This is a genomic window from Streptococcus thermophilus (genome assembly GCF_010120595.1).
Lineage (GTDB): Bacteria > Bacillota > Bacilli > Lactobacillales > Streptococcaceae > Streptococcus > Streptococcus thermophilus.
In genome coordinates, this window is sequence record NZ_CP038020.1 from 1,440,906 (window position 1) to 1,462,009 (window position 21,104).

General features: G+C 39.3%; 17 protein-coding genes, 5 pseudogenes and 1 riboswitch. Of the genes and pseudogenes, 18 read left to right on the plus strand and 4 right to left on the minus strand.

From position 1 onward, the window contains the following. Positions 1 to 67 precede the first annotated feature (67 nt). Positions 68 to 520, plus strand: a pseudogene (locus E3C75_RS07625) (amidase family protein); the annotation flags it as partial. A gap of 161 nt (positions 521 to 681) precedes the next feature. Here the strand turns inward: E3C75_RS07625 and E3C75_RS07635 are convergent. Beyond that, complete coding sequence (locus E3C75_RS07635) at positions 682 to 2,133, minus strand: peptide MFS transporter (RefSeq protein ID WP_084828800.1); 1,452 nt, start codon at positions 2,131 to 2,133, stop codon at positions 682 to 684. Between the two features lie 541 nt (positions 2,134 to 2,674). On the opposite strand from E3C75_RS07635, the pseudogene E3C75_RS07640 reads away from it, so the two are divergent. From E3C75_RS07640 to E3C75_RS07660, 5 genes and pseudogenes are all read left to right on the plus strand, one after another. Next, positions 2,675 to 3,217: pseudogene (locus E3C75_RS07640) on the plus strand (amidase family protein); the annotation flags it as partial. Between the two features lie 28 nt (positions 3,218 to 3,245). Then, positions 3,246 to 4,120 (plus strand): annotated as a pseudogene (locus E3C75_RS07645) (transporter substrate-binding domain-containing protein). Between the two features lie 138 nt (positions 4,121 to 4,258). Next, positions 4,259 to 4,831, plus strand: coding sequence for an amino acid ABC transporter permease (locus tag E3C75_RS07650; RefSeq protein ID WP_231907511.1), 573 nt, complete (start codon positions 4,259 to 4,261; stop codon positions 4,829 to 4,831). 131 nt (positions 4,832 to 4,962) lie between these two features. Further along, a complete protein-coding gene (locus E3C75_RS11705; protein ID WP_111679596.1) occupies positions 4,963 to 5,193 on the plus strand; it encodes a hypothetical protein in 231 nt (76 codons plus the stop codon). Between the two features lie 155 nt (positions 5,194 to 5,348). Then, the gene (locus E3C75_RS07660) at positions 5,349 to 5,621 is read left to right on the plus strand and encodes an LPXTG cell wall anchor domain-containing protein (protein ID WP_227972279.1); all 273 of its coding nucleotides are present in this window, start codon (positions 5,349 to 5,351) and stop codon (positions 5,619 to 5,621) included. A 38-nt stretch (positions 5,622 to 5,659) separates the two neighbouring features. Here E3C75_RS07660 and E3C75_RS07665 read toward each other — a convergent pair. The 3 genes and pseudogenes from E3C75_RS07665 to E3C75_RS07675 form a co-directional block, all read right to left on the minus strand. Further along, positions 5,660 to 6,568 (minus strand): annotated as a pseudogene (locus E3C75_RS07665) (helix-turn-helix domain-containing protein). A gap of 175 nt (positions 6,569 to 6,743) precedes the next feature. Continuing rightward, positions 6,744 to 8,114 (minus strand): tRNA uridine-5-carboxymethylaminomethyl(34) synthesis GTPase MnmE, encoded by a 1,371-nt coding sequence (gene mnmE, locus E3C75_RS07670; RefSeq protein ID WP_084828802.1) that lies wholly within the window; start codon positions 8,112 to 8,114, stop codon positions 6,744 to 6,746. A gap of 128 nt (positions 8,115 to 8,242) precedes the next feature. Next, positions 8,243 to 9,586, minus strand: a complete 1,344-nt coding sequence (locus tag E3C75_RS07675) for an alanine/glycine:cation symporter family protein (protein WP_084830629.1) — start codon at positions 9,584 to 9,586, stop codon at positions 8,243 to 8,245. Between the two features lie 94 nt (positions 9,587 to 9,680). After that, positions 9,681 to 9,787, minus strand: a riboswitch (glycine riboswitch). Between the two features lie 315 nt (positions 9,788 to 10,102). Here E3C75_RS07675 and pcrA point away from each other — a divergent pair. From pcrA to E3C75_RS07735, 12 genes and pseudogenes are all read left to right on the plus strand, one after another. After that, positions 10,103 to 12,415, plus strand: a complete 2,313-nt coding sequence (gene pcrA / locus E3C75_RS07680; RefSeq protein WP_100262483.1) for a DNA helicase PcrA — start codon at positions 10,103 to 10,105, stop codon at positions 12,413 to 12,415. A 120-nt stretch (positions 12,416 to 12,535) separates the two neighbouring features. Beyond that, positions 12,536 to 13,816 carry an O-acetylhomoserine aminocarboxypropyltransferase/cysteine synthase family protein gene (locus tag E3C75_RS07685; protein ID WP_100262485.1) on the plus strand — a complete coding sequence of 427 codons (1,281 nt, stop codon included), beginning with the start codon at positions 12,536 to 12,538 and terminating at the stop codon, positions 13,814 to 13,816. A 60-nt stretch (positions 13,817 to 13,876) separates the two neighbouring features. Beyond that, on the plus strand, positions 13,877 to 14,632 hold the full coding sequence (locus E3C75_RS07690) for an HAD-IIB family hydrolase (RefSeq protein ID WP_084828805.1): 756 nt from the start codon (positions 13,877 to 13,879) through the stop codon (positions 14,630 to 14,632). Between the two features lie 64 nt (positions 14,633 to 14,696). After that, positions 14,697 to 15,191 (plus strand): thiol peroxidase, encoded by a 495-nt coding sequence (tpx, locus tag E3C75_RS07695; protein ID WP_084828806.1) that lies wholly within the window; start codon positions 14,697 to 14,699, stop codon positions 15,189 to 15,191. 122 nt (positions 15,192 to 15,313) lie between these two features. Then, complete coding sequence (locus tag E3C75_RS07700; RefSeq protein WP_011225961.1) at positions 15,314 to 15,934, plus strand: restriction endonuclease subunit S; 621 nt, start codon at positions 15,314 to 15,316, stop codon at positions 15,932 to 15,934. An 87-nt stretch (positions 15,935 to 16,021) separates the two neighbouring features. Next, complete coding sequence (locus E3C75_RS07705) at positions 16,022 to 16,255, plus strand: DUF1858 domain-containing protein (RefSeq protein ID WP_084828808.1); 234 nt, start codon at positions 16,022 to 16,024, stop codon at positions 16,253 to 16,255. Between the two features lies 1 nt (position 16,256). Then, positions 16,257 to 17,611: pseudogene (locus E3C75_RS07710) on the plus strand (DUF438 domain-containing protein). A gap of 121 nt (positions 17,612 to 17,732) precedes the next feature. Beyond that, positions 17,733 to 18,614, plus strand: coding sequence for a tRNA pseudouridine(55) synthase TruB (truB, locus tag E3C75_RS07715; RefSeq protein WP_004197018.1), 882 nt, complete (start codon positions 17,733 to 17,735; stop codon positions 18,612 to 18,614). Continuing rightward, positions 18,611 to 19,522: a bifunctional riboflavin kinase/FAD synthetase gene (locus E3C75_RS07720; RefSeq protein WP_100262481.1), complete on the plus strand. Its 912-nt coding sequence runs from the start codon at positions 18,611 to 18,613 to the stop codon at positions 19,520 to 19,522. Before truB ends, E3C75_RS07720 begins: the two co-directional genes overlap by 4 nt. Before the next feature lie 70 nt (positions 19,523 to 19,592). After that, positions 19,593 to 20,006 (plus strand): Spx/MgsR family RNA polymerase-binding regulatory protein, encoded by a 414-nt coding sequence (locus E3C75_RS07725; protein ID WP_111679597.1) that lies wholly within the window; start codon positions 19,593 to 19,595, stop codon positions 20,004 to 20,006. After that, positions 19,999 to 20,280 (plus strand): UPF0223 family protein, encoded by a 282-nt coding sequence (locus tag E3C75_RS07730; RefSeq protein WP_071417432.1) that lies wholly within the window; start codon positions 19,999 to 20,001, stop codon positions 20,278 to 20,280. Before E3C75_RS07725 ends, E3C75_RS07730 begins: the two co-directional genes overlap by 8 nt. Further along, positions 20,270 to 21,037, plus strand: a complete 768-nt coding sequence (locus tag E3C75_RS07735; RefSeq protein ID WP_071417433.1) for an inositol monophosphatase family protein — start codon at positions 20,270 to 20,272, stop codon at positions 21,035 to 21,037. Before E3C75_RS07730 ends, E3C75_RS07735 begins: the two co-directional genes overlap by 11 nt. Positions 21,038 to 21,104: the final 67 nt, after the last annotated feature.

Here is a 21,104-nt window from a genome sequence, read left to right on the forward strand (position 1 = left end):
GGAACGTTTTAGGCGTTTCGTTTTTTTTAGTATAATTTAGAAGATAATAGAAGCAGGAGATTATGAGATGACAATAAATGAGTGGTCAGATGTGACAGCAATGGCTGAAGCCGTGCAAAATAAGATGGTAAGCCCTCGAGAGCTAGTAAAGGATACTATAAGTGAAGCGGAGAGGACGAATACTAAAATCAATGCTATCGTCAGTCAACGTTACGAGAAAGCATTGGTAGAAGCAGAAAATCGAGATTTTTCTGATAAGCCTTTTTCAGGAGTACCAATTTTCCTGAAGGATTTAGGTCAGGAGCAAGCTGGGGAGCCTTCAACAGCAGATTCTCGCCTATTTACAAGTTACCATGCTAAAGAAACGGATAACTATGTCAAGAATCTTGAAGAACTGGGCTTCATTATTTTAGGGCGTTCTAGCACTCCTGAGTTTGGTTTCAAAAATATCAGTGATGCCCAGATTCATGGTTCTGTCAATCTGCCTGACGATGTGACACGGAATGCTGACGGGTCAAGTTGAAGCTGAAGATTTCTCTGATAAAGCTGCTGATAAGGCTAAAGAAGTTAATGAAAATGTTGACAAGGCTGCTGAAAAAAGTTGCTGACAAAGCCCGACGATGTGAAATAATTAAGCATAAAAAAAGCGCTCACAATATATGAGCGCTTTTTTTATGCAATTTATTCAACACCTTGCATCAAACCTTGAATACGCTTTGATAGGAAGACGAGAACAATACCAAGTACAACAGAACCTAATCCGAAGTAAGAGAAGTAAGCGACTTCAGATTTGGCGTTATACAACGTCACCAGTTGTGCGTTCAAAGCAGAACCTACCGCTGATGACAAGAACCACATTGACATCATTTGAGAATTAAAGGCTTTTGGTGCCAACTTAGTTGTGACGGATAGGCCGACAGGTGAAATTAACATTTCACCGAGGATAACAAGTGCCCATGAACCAACTAACCATAGTGGTGATACTTTACCACTTGTGCCATACAAAGCACCAGGAATGGCCATTATCAAGAAGCTTAAGCCGGCAAATATCAAACCAACGGCAAACTTTGTTGGTGATGATGGTTGGTTTTTCTTCCAGGCAGTCCATAGCCAAGCGAAGAATGGTGTGTAAAGCATGATGAACAGTGGGTTCAATGATTGGAACCATGAGACAGGGAACCAAGATGAATCAACACGTTCAGCAGCAAATGTTGCCAACACAACTGAGCCTTGTTCTTCAATCGCCCAGAACAAAACAGCGGCGATGAAGAGTGGAATGTATGATACAACACGCAAACGTTCTGTTGCCGTAACCTTGACTGAAGCAATCATCCAAACAAAATAGAAGACTGGAATTGCGATTGCCACAATTGTCAAAAGGTTAATATAAGCTGGTAGTGAGTTCCAACCAACAAGATTCATCACGACGATGACGGCAATAAAACCAGCGACCGCTAAGCCCACTTTAACAAGTAATGGCTTAACTTCTTCTGGTGCTAGTGGATCAGTTGGGCGCAAGTAACGCGGATCCAATGTTTTCTTACCACCGAAGTAATAAACCAGCAAACCAATAAACATACCGATTGCTGCCAATGAGAAGGCCACGTGGTAACCTGCAGCTTCTTGTGCAGCACCAACAATAAGTGGTGCAATGAACGCACCCAAGTTAATACCAAACACAAAGATTGAGAAACCAGCGTCACGACGACGATCATGTTCGTCATACAATGTCCCAACCAATGTTGAAACGTTTGGCTTCAAGAAACCAGTTCCGATAATAATTAAGATGATTGACCCAAACAATGCGCTTGCGCCAAAAGGCAAAGCGAGCACGATATGTCCAAGCATGATGAGAACACCACCCCAGAATACAGCTGGACGTGCTCCGATGATACGATCGGCTACGAAACCACCGATCGTACCAGAAAGGTAAACCATTGAAGCGTAAATTGCCATGATTGATGCGGCTGTTGCTCGTGTAATGTGTAGATCACCAGTACTGATGAGGAACCACATATAGTAAAGCAAGATGGCGCGCATACCATAGTATGAGAAACGCTCCCACATTTCAGTCATGAATAGTGTTGACAGTCCTAAAGGTTGCCCGAAAAATGTCTTTCCTTTGTCTTCCATAAAATCCCCCGATTGATTTTTGATACGTTATTATTGAATTAACAACGTTACAAACATATTTATTAAAAATATCCTTCTATTTTATGCTAAAATGGTGTAAAATACAAATTATTTACCCAATTTAGTATCAAAATAATATCATATTAGCCGTGCTTAACCGATAGGTTGACGTGAAGATATCGTAAAATAGGGCGAATTAGTGGTCAGACCGTGGATTTATCTGTACAATAGAGGGTGAACGAATTTAAGTTAAAGGAATGACGTACCCGTTGGGATGTCCAAAAGTATGGCAAAAGAAAAGTTTGACGCAGGGGAATTTATATCCTCACTATTCCACTATGCACATGATTTCAATTATAATCATATTGTTTTTGAGGCTAATCGGTATAAAGTATCGGTTAATTTGACACGTAGATCGGCAACCTATGGGAATGCTGACATGTTTTATGTGTCAGCAGATACGAAGTCGTTTGCACCCGTGATGTCTGCAATTAACGGTGCCATTGAAGTGGCGGAACTCGCTAGCAAGCAACAAGCCGTGGTAGAGACAGCTGCAATGTTTGATGGTACAGAAGGTGCTTTGGGCCGTTCGATGACACTTGAAGATATGGAGTTACTGACTTGGGCCATTTTTCAATCGGGTCAAAAGATTCCAGCCAAAGTTTATTCTAAAATACTAGCTCAGTGGGACCTGTATAGCTATCAGATGGCAGTCTTTCATGAGGCTTACGATATTCTTCTGACACCTACAGTTGCGGATGTGACACCTAAACACGGACAGTTTGCTCTATCTGAAAGCCTACAAAATCAACTCAAACAGATTGCTTATTTTGATTGGCCAAAGCAACAGGAACTTATTTGGGCCATGTTTGCGGATAGCCTAGATTGGACATCCTTTACGCAGCGAGCTAACTTGACGGGACAACCATCAATTTCTTTACCTATCTATCGTATTGCAGATGGACTATCGCTTGGACTTCAACTGACATCCGCCAAGGGAAGAGAGGACCTCTTGCTACTGTTAGCCAAGCAAATGGAAGAAAGTTCAATTTTATGTAAAACCCTTTCAAATAGTGTAGTTTAAGATTATAAGTTTTTAACTTAACTTTATTATTTGTTTTAAGGAGACATATAAAGATGAAAAAGAGTTTTTAGCCGTTTTCAGCCTAATCTTGGATGCGGTCTTTTTGGTTGCTTGCTCATCACAAAGTTCAGCTGACAAGAACTGGGAAAAGATTGAGAAGCGTGGCAGTATTAAGGTTGCGACTGCTGGAAGTCTTTACCCACAAACTTACCACGACGATGATAACAATTTGACTGGTTACGATGTTGAAATTCTTAAAGAAGTTGGGAAACGTCTTAAGTTAAAGATCGACTTCACTGAGATGGGCGTCGATGGTATGCTTACTTCTGTAAATAGTGGTCAAGTAGATATCGCTAACTACTCACTAGAAGATGAGAATAACAACATTAAAAAATTCTTGCGTTCTGAATCATATAAGTATTCATTCACTTCTATGGCGGTTCGTGAATCTGATAACCCAGGAATATCTCTTCATGGGAAGACCTCAAAGGTAAGAAAGCAGCGGGTGCTACAAGTACTAAATACATGAAGATTACTAAAAAAATGGGTGCCGAACTTGTTGTTTATGACAATGTTACCAATGATGTGTACATGCAAAACTTGGTAAATGGGCGTACAGACGTTATCGTTAACGATTACTATTTGCAAAAAATGGCAGTAGCCGCTATCAAGGATAAGTACCCTGTTAAAATCAACGATGGTATCTACAGTAACCCTTACTCAACAAGCTTTACTTTCTCATCGAAGAATAAAACTCTTCAAGAAAAAGTTAATAAAGCCATCAAAGACATGAAGGAAGATGGTGCCCTTACCAAGATTTCTGAGAAATTCTTTGCTGGTCAAGACGTTACAAAGAAAACAAAAGTTGACTACACTGAGATTGATATCTCTGATGTTGAATAATATAAGCGATCCAATTGGATCGCTTATTTGCTAAAGAAATGTTTAGGAAGATAGACTTATGATTATTGATTTTTCACTGATTTTAAAAAGTATTCCCTATGTCCTAACAGGTCTGCATACACCATAGGAATCTCAGTTTTGAGCTTTATCATTGGAAACTTTTTTGCTATTCTTCTTGCCTTTATGCGGATGTCACAAAAGCCTTGGTTAAAGTATCCAGCCCGTATCTACATTTCATTTATGCGTGGGATTCCTATGTTGGTCGTGCTCTTCATTCTTTACTTTGGCTTGCCTTATGTTGGCATTCAGATACCCGCCCTTCTATGTGCCATAATTGGTTTTTCTACCGTAAGTGCAGCCTATATGGCAGAGATTTTCCGTTCATCCATTTCTGCTGTAGATAAGGGACAAGTGGGAGGCTGCTCAATCTCTAGGACTTCCTCAAAAGCCAATTATTCGTCACATCATTTTACCTCAAGCCCTACGTATTGCAGTAGCACCACTTGCAATGTCATTATCGATATGGTTAAGAGTTCCTCATTGGCAGCTATGATTACAGTGCCTGACATTTTCCAAAACGCAAAAATTATTGGTGGGCGTGAGTATGACTACATGTCTATGTATATTCTAATTGCCTTTATTTACTGGGTACTTAGTTTCATTTTAGAGCTTCTTCAAGGGCAAGTCGAAAAACGTTTAACGGTATATTAAGAGTAAAACAGACCGAGAAAAGTATCTTGGTCTGTTTATCACAATATTTAGAATTATTTAATATTTCAACCGCTTACATACATATAATTATGATATAAATTAACGATATTCTTTTGAAAGTTTTTTTAGTGATGAAAAAGAAAACAATCGTTGCAACGACCCTATCGACCCTACTTGTATCAACAGCCATCTTGGCTAATGCTGTTAAGGCTGACGAAGTAGAAACTAGTGCAGCTGTTACAGCACCAAGTACAGAAGTAGTAACCACAGAGGCAACTACCGATATGACATCTACTGCAGCAACAACTGCGTCAAACGAGTCTGCAACACCTCTAGCTAGCTCAACCAACTTCAACAGCTGAAACTAGCGTAGCACCAGTTGCTACGGCCAATGAAACAGCAACTGCAGCTGCAAGCCCAGCAACACCAGCAGTTGTGACAAACGCTAGCGCAAGTGACAATAATGATACTGTAACTGTTCTTCACACTAACGACGTTCACGGTCGTATGGTAGAGAGTGACTATAACGGAGTCATTGGCGATGCACTCTTATCAGGTATCGCAAATGACACGCGGTCTAGTAGTAACAACACCTAACGGTAAAGTCTTCTTCGTTTCAACTTCAAACGAAACTCTTAAGGAAACTGAAAAAGTTACTGAAACTCCAAGCCAAACCGAAGAACTTCCAACAACAGGGGATAAAGCTTCACATGCAGGTCTTCTTGGACTGGACATGTTGCTTACGATGTTTGGACTTAGTGGCAAACACAAAGGTAAAGAGAAAAATTAAATAGCTTCTCTGCATAAATAATAAGAGTTAACCAATGGTTAACTCTTATTTGTTTTCTTGTTGCTATGTGTCTTCCTGTACTGGCTCGGTGTTTGAGCATAATAATGCTTAAATTGGCGGTTAAAGTTTGAAAGATTGTTAAAACCAACGCTCGTAGAAATTTCTAAAACTGGTTTTACGCTATTACGGAGTTCCTCACAAGCAGCATTCAGTCTAGCCTAAATAATAATAAATTCAGTGCAAGAGGTACCTGTATGTTGTTTAAATATGGTCATAAAATGCGTCTTACTATACCCCATGAGCTCGGACAATTGTTCAATAGTAAGCGTCTCGACATAATGCTTATTGATGTAATCAATGATTTCCCGAATTTTTTCATTTTTACGATAATGATCATCAGAAGTCTTTCTCTCTACCAAACGATAGTAGTAGAAAAGGTAGAAGAGTTCCTCCGATTTGGACTTAAGTAAAATCCCGTAGTGTCTCTCTTTTTGTCTAATGATCTTAAAAATTGCAAATAGGGTTCCCTTAATTTCAGAATACCCCTCATCAGTTGGTTTTAAACATTGTTTGAACTTAAAATTAGAATTTTGTAATGGTTGAAGATAACGGAGACTAAGAGGATCCACTAGAGATTGTCCTAACATATCTAAATGAAAATGAAGAGTGTCAGTATGGTGCGACAGATTATCAATAGGATGGACAGAATGGAGTCCATTAGGACGAATTAGAAAGATATCTCCAGCCTGACTATCAAAATAGTCATAATCAATGTGATAGCGAGCAGTCCCTTCATAGACGTATTAGATTTCAAGTTCTGGGTGCCAATGAAAAAGAATGTCAGGTCGTCCATTGTCAACCTTAGTTTCAGTTAGTCTAAAAGGGAGAAGATTATCATCAAAATCTATAAAATGTTTAAAATCAGTATCAGTAGTTTGTTGGCCCATCATTAACCTTTCAAAATCATAGGATAGTACCATGACAGCATTTTCTTTTTCGAAAAGCATGGCAAAATCATTTTAAGGTATAAATTTATTATATTTAACATAATTATATTTCTGTAATAACTTAATTTAAAATAAAAAGATAGCAATCTATCTTTTTACATAAATTAAGTTATGTCTATTTACCGAGACAGAACTGACTAAAGAGTTGAGTAATAAGCTCATCCGGTGCGGCGTCACCAGTAATTTCGCCAAGAATTTCCCATGTGCGAGTCATATCAACTTGTAATAGGTCAACAGGCATACCTAATTCAAGACCTTGATTAACGGCTTCGAGACTTTCAAGCGCCTTTTCAATGAGTGAGATATGGCGTGCATTTGAAAGATAAGTAGCATCTTTTTCTACTAAACCAGCATTATCAAAGAAGAGTTGGTTGATACGATCTTCGATTTTGTCAATGTTTTCATTTTTGAGGACTGAAATTGGGATAAGGTCCTCAGGAAGCTCTTCAGTCTGGATAGCTTGTGGAAGGTCCGTCTTATTTAAGAGAATGATTCGGTTGCTATTTTGGCTGATGTCAAGCAGTGTACGGTCTTGGTCGGTAAGTGATTCAGAGCTATTAAGCACAAGAAGGACCAAATCGGCCTCTTCAAGAGCTTTTTTAGAACGCTCAACACCAATTTTTTCGACAACATCATCTGTGTCACGAATACCAGCGGTATCGATTAACTTAAGAGGAACACCCTTGATATTAACGTATTCTTCAATAACATCACGGGTAGTCCCTTCAATATCAGTGACGATGGCTTTCTCCTCACGTAGGAGATTGTTGAGAAGACTAGATTTTCCGACATTAGGACGGCCTATGATTGCCGTCGAAAGACCTTCTCGTAGGATTTTTCCTCGTTTAGCAGTTGCAAGAAGATTTTCCAAGAGAGTCTGGAACTCTTGAGTTTTCTCACGGACTAGATTTGTGGTAACTTCTTCAACATCATCATACTCTGGGTAATCAATATTGACTTCGACTTGTGCCAAAGTATTAAGGATTTCTTGGCGTGTGTTGTTAATGAGATTTTTAAGCGAACCATCTAACTGAGAGACGGCAACAGTCATAGCCTTATCAGTTTTGGCACGAATCAAATCCATGACAGCTTCAGCCTGGGTCAAATCTATCCGTCCATTTAAGAAGGCACGTTTGGTAAATTCCCCTGGTTCGGCCATACGAGCACCAGAACGGATCAGGAGTTGAAGGATTTCATTGGTAACTGCGACACCACCATGTGTATTGATTTCTACGACATCCTCACGTGTAAAGGTTTTTGGTGCACGCATAACACTGACCATGACTTCATCAATAATTTCATTATTTTCGACAATATGGCCGTAGTTGATAGTATGAGAATCAACGGTTTCAAGATTTTTACCTTTGAAAACCTTATTAGCAATAGCAATAGCATCGGTACCAGACAAGCGGACGATACCGATAGCACCTTCACCTAAGGGAGTTGAGATAGCAGTGATAGTATCGAATTCTTTGGTAATTGACATAGTTTTTCCTTTGGATTTTTTTCTTTACAAGTTTTAAAATGATTTAATTTCATTGTAACTCAAATGAGCAGTAGTAGCAAGGATTGGTTACCTTTAAAGGCAAGAAAAAAGAGCCTGAGCTCTTTTCCTTATTTATGACGTTCAAAATATGATTTAGACTCTTTGAGAATAATTGGTGAAAGGACTAGGAGGGCAATCAAGTTAGGCAATGCCATCAAGCCATTTACGATATCCGCAATTTTCCAAACAACCTCAAGTGTTAGGTAGCCACCAAGAGCGACCATAACTACAAAGATAAGACGATAAAATGAGAGGAATTTGGTAGATTTGAAAATAAATTCGAAACAACGTTCCCCATAATATGACCAACCGAGAACAGTCGTAAAGGCAAACAAGACTAAAGAAAGTGTTAGAGCAAGTTCTCCAAAAGTTCCAAAAATAGAAGAGAAGGCCGCTTGTGTCATTGGTGCACCTTCTAAGCTACCAGACCATTGTCCAGTTACGAGAATAGCAAGTCCAGTAAGCGTACAAATGATAATAGTATCGATGAAGGTACCTGTCATAGAAATCAAACCTTGTTCAACAGGCTCTTCAGTCTTGGCAGCAGCAGCAGCAATAGGGGCAGAACCAAGACCTGATTCATTAGAAAATACCCCACGCGCAATACCAAGTCGCATAGCAGCCATGACAGTTGCTCCAGCAAAACCTCCGACAGCAGCTTTACCAGTAAATGCTGATTGGAAAACCATCTCAAGCACAGGGAGCAGCTGATTGAAATTAGCAAAAATGACAATAAGTGCGGCAATGATGTAAAGACCAGCCATAAATGGCACAACTTTTTCGGATACTTTTGAAATAGATTGAATACCACCGAAAATGATAGCAGCAGTAATAAGAGCTAAGATAACACTAACAATTTTTGGTGACCAACCAAAGCTGTTTTGAAGAGATGATGTGATTGAGTTAACTTGCGAGAAGGTACCAATACCCAACCATGCGACAAGAACGCCAGCAAAAGCGAAGAAGTAGGCTAAAGGCTTAGCGATTATTTGCCATTTTCCACTAAAACCGTGTGTGATGTAATACATTGGTCCACCAGAGACATTTCCTTGGTCATCAAGCGTACGGAATTTAATGGCTAAGAGACCTTCAGCATATTTGGTTGCCATACCAAAGAAAGCAGCAATCCACATCCAGAAAAGAGCACCAGGCCCACCAGTCTTAATGGCTGTCGCAACACCAACAATGTTACCAGTACCAACAGTTGCAGCAAGTGCTGTGGCAAGGGCTGCAAAACTAGAAATATCACCCTCTCCTTTATCTTCAGCAAAGATAAGTTTAAAGGCTTTAGGCAGACGAATGATTTGCAAAAGTCCAAGACGGATTGTAAGGTAGATACCAGTTCCTACAAGAAGGACAAGAAGGGGAGGTCCCCATACAAAGTCATCAATGGAAGTGAAAAAGTCTAACATGCGTTTAAAATCTCCTTAGACCGAGACATCAAAAAGAGGTTTGGCTTAACCAGACCTCTGAAAGTACAAAGCTATTACTGAAAGTTAAAAACATTCAATGCTTTCTGTCCTTTTACCTGAGAGTTTCGGGTCTTATCCCTTGCCCCTTCGGTGTCTTGTCTACAGCATAAGCCGTTTCAAGATCTCTCCAGAAGTCCGTCAATCACCAGTCATCCTGATGACATCACTCGGTTATTATTTTATTGCGGTTCCATCATATCGAAAAAACCGAACGCTGTCAACATATAATTTTATTATATACGTAAAAAAATCCGAATATTGAGCTTTCAATTTATCGTTATCTATAGTTTTCAATCTCTCAAAAAGCACGTAATGTCACCCTTTTTATTAAGCTGAGACCCTAGCAAAAACAAACAGTTTTTCACTCAATTATTTTTTTCTATTACGAATAGACTCTGCATTTTCATCTAAAAAATGATAAAATAGTAGAGCTTATTTTTGAGAATGGAGAATATGATGAACCCATTATTAACTGGTATGAATGATCAACAGGCCGAAGCAGTCCAAACGACTGAAGGCCCTCTTTTGATTATGGCTGGTGCTGGATCAGGTAAGACTCGTGTCCTTACCCATCGCATTGCCTACCTTATCGACGAAAAAATGATCAATCCTTGGAATATTTTGGCCATTACCTTTACCAATAAGGCTGCCCGTGAAATGCGTGAACGTGCAGTGGCTTTAAATCCCGCAACTTCAGAAACCTTTATTGCGACCTTCCATAGCATGTGTGTACGAATCCTTCGTCGTGAAGCGGATCATATTGGCTACAACAGAAACTTTACTATTGTAGATCCAGGAGAACAACGTACTTTGATGAAACGTATTCTCAAGAATCTGAATTTAGATCCTAAAAAGTGGAATGAACGTGCCATTTTAGGGACCATTTCTAACGCCAAAAACGACCTCTTAGATGAGATAGCTTATGAGCATCAAGCTGGTGACATGTATACGCAAATCGTAGCCAAATGTTACAAGGCCTATCAAGAAGAACTTCGTCGTAGTGAGGCCATGGATTTCGACGATTTGATTATGATGACTCTTCGTCTCTTTGACAAAAATCCCGATGTCCTCGCTTATTATCAGCAACGTTATCAGTACATTCACGTAGATGAGTATCAAGATACCAACCATGCTCAATACCAATTGGTGAAACTCCTAGCTTCACGCTTTAAGAATATCTGTGTCGTGGGTGATGCTGACCAATCAATCTATGGATGGCGTGGAGCTGATATGCAGAACATTCTTGATTTTGAGAAGGATTATCCTGAAGCTAAGGTTGTCCTTCTGGAAGAAAACTACCGTTCAACCAAGAAAATTCTTCAAGCGGCTAACGAAGTCATCAAGAACAACCGCAACCGCCGTCCTAAGAAACTTTGGACTCAAAATGATGAAGGTGAACAGATTGTTTATTACCGTGCTAACGACGAGCATGATGAAGCTGTATTCGTAGCTTCAACAATCGATAATATCGTCCGTGAAAAAGTCAAGAATTTCAAAGACTTCGCTGTTCTTTACCGTACCAATGCTCAGTCTCGTACCATTGAGGAAGCCTTGCTCAAGTCTAATATTCCATATACAATGGTTGGTGGGACAAAATTCTACAGCCGTAAAGAGATTCGTGATGTTATTTCTTATTTGAACTTGATTGCCAACACTTCGGATAACATTAGTTTTGAACGTGTCGTCAATGAACCTAAACGTGGAGTTGGGCCTGGCACACTTGAAAAGCTTCGGAACTTTGCCTATGAGCAAAACATGAGTCTCCTAGATGCTTCAGCTAATATCATGTTGTCTCCTATTAAAGGGAAAGCAGCTCAAAGTGTTTACGATTTCGCTAACATGATTCTGAACCTACGTGATCAGTTGGATGGGCTAAGCATTACCGATACTGTAGAAGCTATTTTAGACAAGTCTGGTTATCTGGATGCTCTGTCCATGCAACAAACGCTTGAAAGCCAATCACGCATTGAAAATATCGAAGAGTTCATGTCTGTAACAAAGAATTTCGACGAGACTAATACAGATGGAACTGAAGATGAGACAGGCATTGACCGTTTAGGCCGTTTCTTGAATGATTTGGCTTTGATTGCTGACACGGACGATGGTGAGGCTGAGGCAGCAGAAGTAACCTTAATGACCCTCCACGCCGCCAAAGGGCTTGAATTCTCAGTTGTCTTCCTAATTGGTATGGAAGAAGGAGTCTTCCCTTTGTCACGTGCTTCAGAAGAGCCAGATGAACTCGAAGAAGAGCGTCGTTTGGCTTACGTAGGTATCACTCGTGCGGAAGAGATTCTTTTCCTTACCAACGCTAATACGCGTACGCTTTTTGGTAAGACTAGCTATAATCGTCCTAGCCGTTTCTTACGTGAAATTTCAGATGATTTATTACAATATCAAGGTCTAGCACGTCCAGCCAATTCATCATTTGGTGTTCGTTTTACAAAGGAAGAGCCGATACAATTTGGTCAGGGCATGAGTTTACAACAAGCGCTTCAGACCAGAAAAGCAAATGCACAGCCGCAAAAACATACTGGTGGCGCTCAGCCATTTTCAAAAGCTACTGGGGGACTACCTTTTAGTAAGGCTTCAGACTCTGGAAACTCAGCTACAGATTGGGAAATCGGAGATATCGCTCACCACAAGAAATGGGGAGATGGTACCGTCCTAGAAGTAACTGGAAGTGGCAAGACACAGGAACTTAAGATAAAATTTCCAGAAGTTGGACTTAAAAAAGTCTTGGCAAGCGTAGCACCTATTGTGAAGAAATAGAAAGGGACCGAAAGGTCCTTTTTATAAGCCCTCCCTATCACATTGATAAAAAATTTCTATTAGACAGCTAGCTTTTCTAGGTGTAGAATGAAGGCAACTTTTGTTTTGGAGGACACTCATATGTCACGAGAATTTTCATTTGAAACCTTACAATTACACGCTGGACAAACACCTGACAAGGAAACAAAATCACGTGCTGTTCCAATTTACCAAACCACTTCATATGTTTTTGACGACGCTCAAGAAGGTGAAGATCTCTTTGCCCTTAGAAAGCCTGGTAATATCTACACACGTATTACTAATCCAACAGTAGCAGTACTTGAAGAACGTATTGCAGCCCTCGAAGGTGGTGTTGGGGCCCTGGCTACGGCATCAGGTATGGCTGCAATCACCTATGCTATCCTTGGTTTGGCACATGCTGGCGATCATGTTGTTGCCGCAACAACCCTCTATGGTGGGACATTCAATCTCTTAAAAGAAACTCTTCCACGCTATGGTATCACAACAACTTTTGTAGATGTTGACAATCCTGAAGAAATTGAAGCTGCTATCAAAGATAATACCAAGCTTGTCTTGATTGAGTCTTTGGGAAATCCGCTTATTAATATTCCTGATTTTGAAAAAATTGCTGAGATTGCTCACAGTCATAAGATTCCGTTGGTTGCTGACAATACTTTTGGAACTCCATATCTCATCAATGTTATCTCCCATGGTGTAGATATCGTGGTTCATTCTGCAACTAAGTTTATCGGTGGACATGGAACAACTATTGGAGGTCTTATCGTCGATTCTGGTAAATTTGACTGGGAAGCTTCAGGCAAATTCCCACAGTTGGTTGACGAGGACCCATCTTACCACAATATCAGCTATACGCGTGATGTTGGTCCAGCAGCATTTGTAACTGCCCTTCGTACACAACTTTTGCGTGACACAGGGGCTGCCTTGGCACCTTTCAATGCTTTCTTGCTCTTGCAAGGACTTGAAACACTTTCACTTCGTGTCGAACGCCACGTCGAAAATACTAAAAAAATCGTAGACTTTTTGGAAGATCATCCAAAAGTTGAAAAAGTTAACTATCCTGGATTACCATCAAGTCCTTACTATGATTTGGCACAAAAATACTTCTCTAAAGGACCAGGTTCTATTTTCACTTTCCACGTTAAAGGTGGACAAGACGAAGCACGTACCGTTATAGATAATCTTGAAATCTTCTCAGATTTAGCTAACGTTGCTGATGCAAAATCTTTGGTGGTGCATCCTGCAACAACAACTCACCAACAATTGGCAGAAGCTGATTTACTAGCTTGTGGTGTCACTCCAAATCAAATTCGTATCTCAGTTGGTTTGGAAAACGCAGATGATTTGATTGAAGATTTAAAACTAGCTCTTGATAAAATCTAAGTATTTCAATACAAAATGATTTAGCCAGCTCTTTAGTTGGTTTTTTGTTATACTATCCCTATGAAATTTGTTTTTGATTTGGATGGAACCCTATGTTTTGATGGTATGACCATGTCAAAAGACCTACAAAAGGTTCTTTTAACTGCACCAAAATGCGGGCATGAAATTATTTTTGCAACAGCACGCTCTTACAGAGACTGTCTTAGTATTTTAGAAGGAGAATTGAGAAAGCTGACAGTAGTTGGCTTAAACGGTGGTGAAGTCTTTCAAAATGAACGCTTAGTATCACAATACACAATACCTTCTTCTGCTCTAAGAACGATTGTTAGCTACTGTGATATTTATAATCCCCCTTATTTTATTGATGATACCTTTAATTATGCTATTCAAAATTCTGAGCAAATCCCTTTTCTTTCAAATGTTGATCCATTAAACAAAGCAAGGATTTTGCCTGTTCATGAACTTAATGAGCCCATCAAAGTTGTTATTCCACTTGTAGAGCATGAAGATATACGTGAAGACCTTATCTTTAATCTAAACAAACTGGAATGTTTAGACCTTAGTTATCATGATGTCGAAAGGTGTCTTTACATTAATCCTAAAGGTGTGACCAAGGCTAGTACTGTTTTAAACCACTTTGGTAAAGACTTTGTAGCTTTTGGAAATGATCAAAATGATATTTCTCTTCTCAAAAATGCTATATATGGAGTGCAAATTGGTGATTATCCCTACCTAAATAACTTTGTGGATGAGGTTATTCCTGCAATTAATGCAGTTATTGCTGAAAAAATTAGACTACTGTTTGAAAAATTCTAAACAAATGCTTAGGCTTATCCCTATATTTACAGTACAATAGTTAAAAAAGTATTGGAGGACTAACATGCCAACATTTATTGGAAAACCAGTTACAGTAGCTGAAGACAAGCAACTTCAAGTTGGAGATATCTTGCGTGACTTTAACTTGACAGCCACAGATTTGAGTCAAAAAACACTTTCAGAATTCGACGGTAAGAAAAAAGTTATCTCTATCCTTCCATCCATTGATACAGGTATCTGTTCAACTCAAACACGTACCTTTAACAAGGAATTGTCAGAACTAGATGATATAGTGGTAATTACTATTTCAGTGGACCTACCATTTGCACAAGCTCGTTGGTGTGGTGCTGAAGGTCTTGAAAATGCTATCATGCTTTCTGACTACTATGACAATAGTTTCGGAAAAGAATATGGTGTCCTTATCGAAGAATGGCACTTGTTAGCTCGTGCAGTTTTAGTTGCAGATGCTGACAACAAGATTACCTATGTTGAGTATTTGGACAATATCAATTCAGATCCAAACTATGAAGCAGCAGTGACAGCTGTTAAAAGTTTATAATTAAGAGACTTAGGTCTCTTTTTTTGCCTTTATTACAGTTTTCACTTGCAAAAGTATTAGCTTCTTGCTATTATTGTATAGCAATACTCATTACGGATACTAGAATATAAAAAGGAAATCCAATGTCTGAAAAAGAAAGACCTCAACTTATTATCGATTACGAAGCTAATACAGATAAACTCGTTCGTTTAGGAGATGTTGTCGATCAATTTAAAGGAAAAGCCGTTCCTGCTAAGGCAGAACCAGGAGAGTTTGCAGTTATTAACCTATCGGATATGACAAGCAACGGCATTGCCTACGATAACCTAAAGACGTTTTCTGAAGAACGCCGAAAATTATTACGCTTTCTTTTAGAAGATGGTGATGTCCTTATTGCTTCTAAGGGAACGGTTCAGAAAGTTGCTGTTTTCGAAGATCAAGGCAAGCGTGAAGTAGTCGCTTCATCAAACATAACAGTGCTTCGTCCCAAAGAGAAACTTCGTGGTTTCTACATCAAATTCTTTCTTGAAACTGAGATTGGGCGTGCCTATTTAGACTATGCTGATAAGGGTAAGGCTGTCCTAAATTTGTCGACAGCTGACCTCTTGGATATTAAAATTCCTGAGATACCGATTGTTAAGCAAGATTATCAAATTGCTGCTTACTTACGTGGGCGTGCCGATTACCACCGTAAGATGGTTCGTGCAGAGCAGGAGTGGGAAAATATCCAGCAAAACGTTACAGAAGCCCTATTTGGGAATTAACAAAGCCAACAAACTAAGATTTGTTGGTCTTTTTTTCATTCTTCTCGTGTATAATGGAAGTAGTAAATATGTTATTAGGAGGTCATTATGACTACCAACACTATAGATTTATCACAACCTGTTGCAACAATCATAAAAGAGCATCCAGAGGTCAAGGAATTACTGATTAATCTTGGTTTCAAGCCCTTGTCCAACCCAGCTATGCTAAATACTGTCGGTAAGGTAACAAGTTTAAAAGCTGGCTCTAAGTTATCAAATATTCCCTTATCTAAAATTAAGCGAACCTTACTGTTCAATGGTTATGATGTCATCGGAGACTAATATGGAAAACAATCGTATTCAAATACTTAAAGAAATTCTCCTTGATTTACATCATAGAGCTAGTCCCGAAAGTGTTCAAGAGCGTTTCAATCAACACTTCAAGGGAGTATCTGCACTTGAAATATCTATGATGGAGCATGAATTGATGGCATCTGAAGATGGGGTTACCTTTGAAGATGTAATGAGTCTCTGTAATGTCCATGCCAACTTATTCAAGGGAGCAATTGCAGATGTCGAAGTAGCAGATGCTGATCAAGAAGGTCATCCTGTCTATGTTTTCAAGCAAGAAAATCTAGCTCTACGTTCAGCTATACTTCGTATCCGTCGTATCATAGAAAACATCAGTAAGCCTGAAAATGAGCCCTTTAAATCTGATTTATTAAACGGTCTTAAGCATCAGATGACTTTACTTGGGCAATTCCATAATCATTATACGCGTAAAGAAAAGTTTTTCTTTTCCCATTATGGAGCGTTATGGTCACGATTCACCTCCAAAGGTTATGCGGGGAGTAGATGGCGATATCCGAAAACTCTTTCGAGATGCAGAGTCTAAACTCCAAGAACTTTCGAACTCTGATGTTGATATTGAAGAATTCTCAAAAGCATTCGAAACATTTTCGGAAGAATTTGAAGCTATGATCTTCAAAGAAGAGGCTATCTTACTTATGATTCTGCTTGAAACCTTCACACAGGATGATTGGCTTTCAATTGCCGAGGAAAGCGATGCCTACGGCTATGCAATTATAAAACCCTCAGCTGTCTGGAAACCTAAGCGTGAGAGTTTTGAAGAGGACAATACGAAGACTCCTCAAAAACAGTCTAGGACAAGGACTGAGGAAAATACCGAAAATACTCGAATCATCGACACTCCTGAGGGTCAATTCACTATCACCTTCACGCCAAAACCAAAAAATGAATCTGTCGCAAACAGAGAAACCACTCAGCCATTTGGTAATGGTTACCTTTCTGTTGAACAGGCTAATCTCATTCTTAATCATCTCCCTTTGGAAATCACTTTTGTTAATAAAGATGATGTTTTCCAATACTACAATGAATAATGTCCCGGCAGATGAGATGGTCTTTAAACGAACACCTAGCCAAATTGGACGAAATGTTGAACTTTGTCATCCACCCAAAGTACTTGATAAGGTCAAGAAAATCTTTAACTTACTCAGAAGTGGGGAACGTGACCAAGTTCCAATGTGGTTCAAGTCTGAACGTTTAGGAAAATTCGTCTATGTAACTTATGCTGCTGTCAGGGATGACCAGGGGCATTTTCAAGGTGTCTTAGAGTATGTGCAAGATATTCAACCTTTCTTTGAATTGGAAAGTGATCTAAATAGAGATATCGATTAAAATGAACAAGTAGTCCTGTGATATCTTCTCATTATAAAAGTTAGGAGGTTAGAGATGTTGTTCTCTGCCTCTTTATGTTTCTACCTAGCTCTTTAGGATTGCTTTTGATATAATTAAAAGTATGATTTCAGGAATTATTAATCTAAAAAAAGAGGCTGGAATGACCAGTCATGATGCTGTTTTTAAACTACGCAAAATATTACATGAGAAAAAAATTGGGCACGGCGGAACTCTTGATCCAGATGTTACTGGTGTTCTACCTATAGCGGTTGGAAAAGCTACTCGTGTTATTGAATACATGACTGAAGCGGGTAAAGTCTATGAAGGCGAAATCACCATTGGATTTTCGACAACTACCGAAGATGCTAGTGGAGAAGTCGTCCAAACAACTCCAATAACAGAGCTAGATGGAGCAACTGTCGATCAGGCGATGGCTAGTTTTGAGGGAGAAATCACACAAATTCCTCCTATGTATTCAGCGGTTAAGATCAACGGAAAGAAACTTTATGAGTACGCCCGAGCTGGAGAAGAAGTTGAACGTCCCCAACGTCAGGTAAAAATTACCGAGTTTGTCCGAACCTCACCTATTGAGCTAGAAAACGGTACCGCAAGATTCACCTTCCGTGTTGCTTGTAGTAAAGGAACTTATGTCCGCACCTTATCTGTTGATTTGGGTGTAAAACTAGGCTTTGCCAGCCATATGTCTGCTCTGCGTCGAACAGCTTCTGCAGGTTTAACATTAGATTCATCCCTAAGCCTGTCACAAATTTCTGAAATGGTAGAAGCAGGAGACCAGTCCTTCCTACTCCCTATCGAATTTGGCGTTCAGGACCTGCCAGCCGTACAAGTCACTGAAGATGATGCCAAAGAAATCTCATTTGGTCGCTTTATTTCAATTAATAGTCAAGAGCCTTTGGTTGCTGCCTTTTTGGGCGATAAAGTTCTAGCTATTATGGAAAAGCGAGGTCAAGTCTATAAACCTAGAAAAGTATTAAGTCAATGAAAGTAACGCCGATAACCGATTATAAAGATATCCATCAGGATAAGGAAACCGTCTTGGTCTTAGGGTATTTCGATGCTCTTCATCGTGGTCACAAGGTCCTTTTTGATAAGGCACGCCAGATTGCTGATGAAAAACAGCTTGAAGTAGCTGTCCTTACCTTTAACGAGAGCCCTCAACTGACTTTCCAACGCTATACAGATGATCTCCTTCTGCATATCACAGCACCTCAGAGACGTTGTGATCTTTTTAAAGCCTATGGCACAGATCAACTTTACTTAACAGATTTTAATAGTGATTTTGCTCGAACAAGTTCTGACGACTTCATTACACGTTATATTAACCGTCTAAAAGCTCAAGAGATTGTAGTTGGGTTCGACTATAAATTCGGACACCATCGCACTGATACGGACTATTTAGACCGTAATTTTTCTGGTACTGTTCATGTCATTGAGGAACAGCAAAGTGGTGGCGAAAAGATTTCATCAACGCGTGTTCGTCAATTAATCCGAGAAGGCAATGTGAAAGAGGCCAATAATCTCTTAGGACATGAATTCTCTACGCGAGGGATCGTGGTACATGGTGATGCGCGTGGTCGGACTATTGGTTTTCCAACAGCAAATCTAGCACCTATCGATAGGACTATTCTACCAGCAGATGGTGTCTATGTCGCAGATGTCGTAATTGATGGTAAGCGCTATCGTTCCATGACTAGTCTAGGAAAAAACGTCACTTTTGGTGGTACAGAGTTACGTCTTGAAGCCAATATCTTTGATTTTGAAGGTGATATATATGGAAAAACAATCGAAGTCTTCTGGTTAGATTATATCCGTGATATGATAAAGTTCAATAATATAGACGAGCTATGTGACCAACTGAAAGCGGATAAAAAAATTGCGGAAAAACTTTAAGAAAGCGTAGCCAAAACTAAGAAAATAATGTATAATATTTTTGGAAAGTTAATGTGAAAGGGGTGTTTGCATGGTAATTTTATTTTTATCACCTAGCTTCACCAGCTGTAGAAAGGCACGAGCATGGTTGATCAATCATGAAGTTGCTTTTGACGAACGCAATATCATCACGAGCCCATTAACTCACGATGAATTGATGAATATTTTGTCTCATACGGAAAATGGTACTGATGATATCATTTCAACTCGTTCTAAAGTCTTTCAGAAGTTGAATATTGATGTGGATAATTTGACAATTGAGGAGCTCATTCAATTGATTTCTGAATATCCAAATCTTCTTCGTCGACCAATCATTATGGATAACAAACATATGCAAATTGGTTTTAACGAAGATGAGATTCGTGCCTTTTTGTCTCGTGACTATAGAAAGCAAGAATTGCGTCAAGCGACTATTAGTGCTGAAATTAAGGGTAATAATGACTAAAGGAAATTATTCCTACCCACTCGATCCATCATGGAGCACTGAGGAAATTACCACAGTGCTTCATTTTTTGAGTCAGGTAGAAAAAGCATATGAGAGTAAGGTTGACCGTGATCAGCTCTTGGAGGCTTATAAGGCGTTTAAAACAGTTGTTCCAGGAAAAGCACCTGAAAAGCAACTAGACAAGGCCTTCCAAGAAGCAAGCGGTTTTTCAACCTACCAAGCTGTCAGAGCTGCTAAAGCAAAAGAAAAAGGATTTGTAACACTTGGAAAATAAACTTGTTTTTGCTAAAGAAATCATCAAGGAAGCTGGGGCGTTTATTAAAAAAAGTTTGAGTAAAACAATCACGGTAGAGGAAAAGTCTGCTTTTGATGATTTAGTAACTAATATTGATAAACAAACGCAAGATTTACTGGTAGCACGCATTAAATCAGCTTTCCCAACAGACAATATTTTGGCTGAAGAAAATAACATGGTTCATAATATCAAAGATGGAAACGTCTGGGTCTTGGATCCTATTGATGGGACAGTCAATTTTATCGTCCAACAGGATAATTTCTGTGTCATGATTGCCTATTACGAAAAGGGACAGGGAAAATTTGGCCTAATATACAACGTTATGGCTGATCAGCTTTTCTATGGTGGGGGTCAGTTTGACGTATACTGCAACGATAAATTGCTTTCACCATATAAGAGACGTCCTCTGGATCGTTGTCTAGTAGGTAGTAACGCTGCTATGTACGCTAAAAATTACCATGGCATAAAAGGATTCATTGACAAAACTTTGGGTGTTCGAGTGTATGGTGGTGCTGGTCTAAGTATGTCCAAGGTCCTTTCTGGTCAAATTTTAGCTTACTTTTCAGTTATTTACCCATGGGATTATGCTGCAGCAAGTATTATGGGAAAAAAATTGGACTACCAACTTGAAACCATTACTGGAGAGCTACTTGATTATTCTAGTCGCCAAGCTGTGATGCTTGTTCCCAAAGATAGACTTGAAGAAATCAGAGATATTCTTAACTCAGAAAATTAACTTTAAAAATATATACTATTCTGGACAAATCAGAATAGCAAGTTCTCTTGGGTGGTCCAGTTTTTTG

Excerpts from the sequence above, each read along its gene's own strand:
- E3C75_RS07635 (WP_084828800.1), bottom strand. The coding sequence starts at position 2,133 with ATGGAAGACAAAGGAAAGACATTTTTCGGGCAACCTTTAGGACTGTCA.
- E3C75_RS11705 (WP_111679596.1), top strand. The coding sequence starts at position 4,963 with ATGAAAAAGAAAACAATCGTTGCAACGACCCTATCGACCCTACTTGTA.
- mnmE (WP_084828802.1), bottom strand. The coding sequence starts at position 8,114 with ATGTCAATTACCAAAGAATTCGATACTATCACTGCTATCTCAACTCCC.
- E3C75_RS07675 (WP_084830629.1), bottom strand. The coding sequence starts at position 9,586 with ATGTTAGACTTTTTCACTTCCATTGATGACTTTGTATGGGGACCTCCC.
- pcrA (WP_100262483.1), top strand. The coding sequence starts at position 10,103 with ATGAACCCATTATTAACTGGTATGAATGATCAACAGGCCGAAGCAGTC.
- E3C75_RS07685 (WP_100262485.1), top strand. The coding sequence starts at position 12,536 with ATGTCACGAGAATTTTCATTTGAAACCTTACAATTACACGCTGGACAA.
- E3C75_RS07690 (WP_084828805.1), top strand. The coding sequence starts at position 13,877 with ATGAAATTTGTTTTTGATTTGGATGGAACCCTATGTTTTGATGGTATG.
- tpx (WP_084828806.1), top strand. The coding sequence starts at position 14,697 with ATGCCAACATTTATTGGAAAACCAGTTACAGTAGCTGAAGACAAGCAA.
- E3C75_RS07700 (WP_011225961.1), top strand. The coding sequence starts at position 15,314 with ATGTCTGAAAAAGAAAGACCTCAACTTATTATCGATTACGAAGCTAAT.
- E3C75_RS07705 (WP_084828808.1), top strand. The coding sequence starts at position 16,022 with ATGACTACCAACACTATAGATTTATCACAACCTGTTGCAACAATCATA.
- truB (WP_004197018.1), top strand. The coding sequence starts at position 17,733 with ATGATTTCAGGAATTATTAATCTAAAAAAAGAGGCTGGAATGACCAGT.
- E3C75_RS07720 (WP_100262481.1), top strand. The coding sequence starts at position 18,611 with ATGAAAGTAACGCCGATAACCGATTATAAAGATATCCATCAGGATAAG.
- E3C75_RS07725 (WP_111679597.1), top strand. The coding sequence starts at position 19,593 with ATGGTAATTTTATTTTTATCACCTAGCTTCACCAGCTGTAGAAAGGCA.
- E3C75_RS07730 (WP_071417432.1), top strand. The coding sequence starts at position 19,999 with ATGACTAAAGGAAATTATTCCTACCCACTCGATCCATCATGGAGCACT.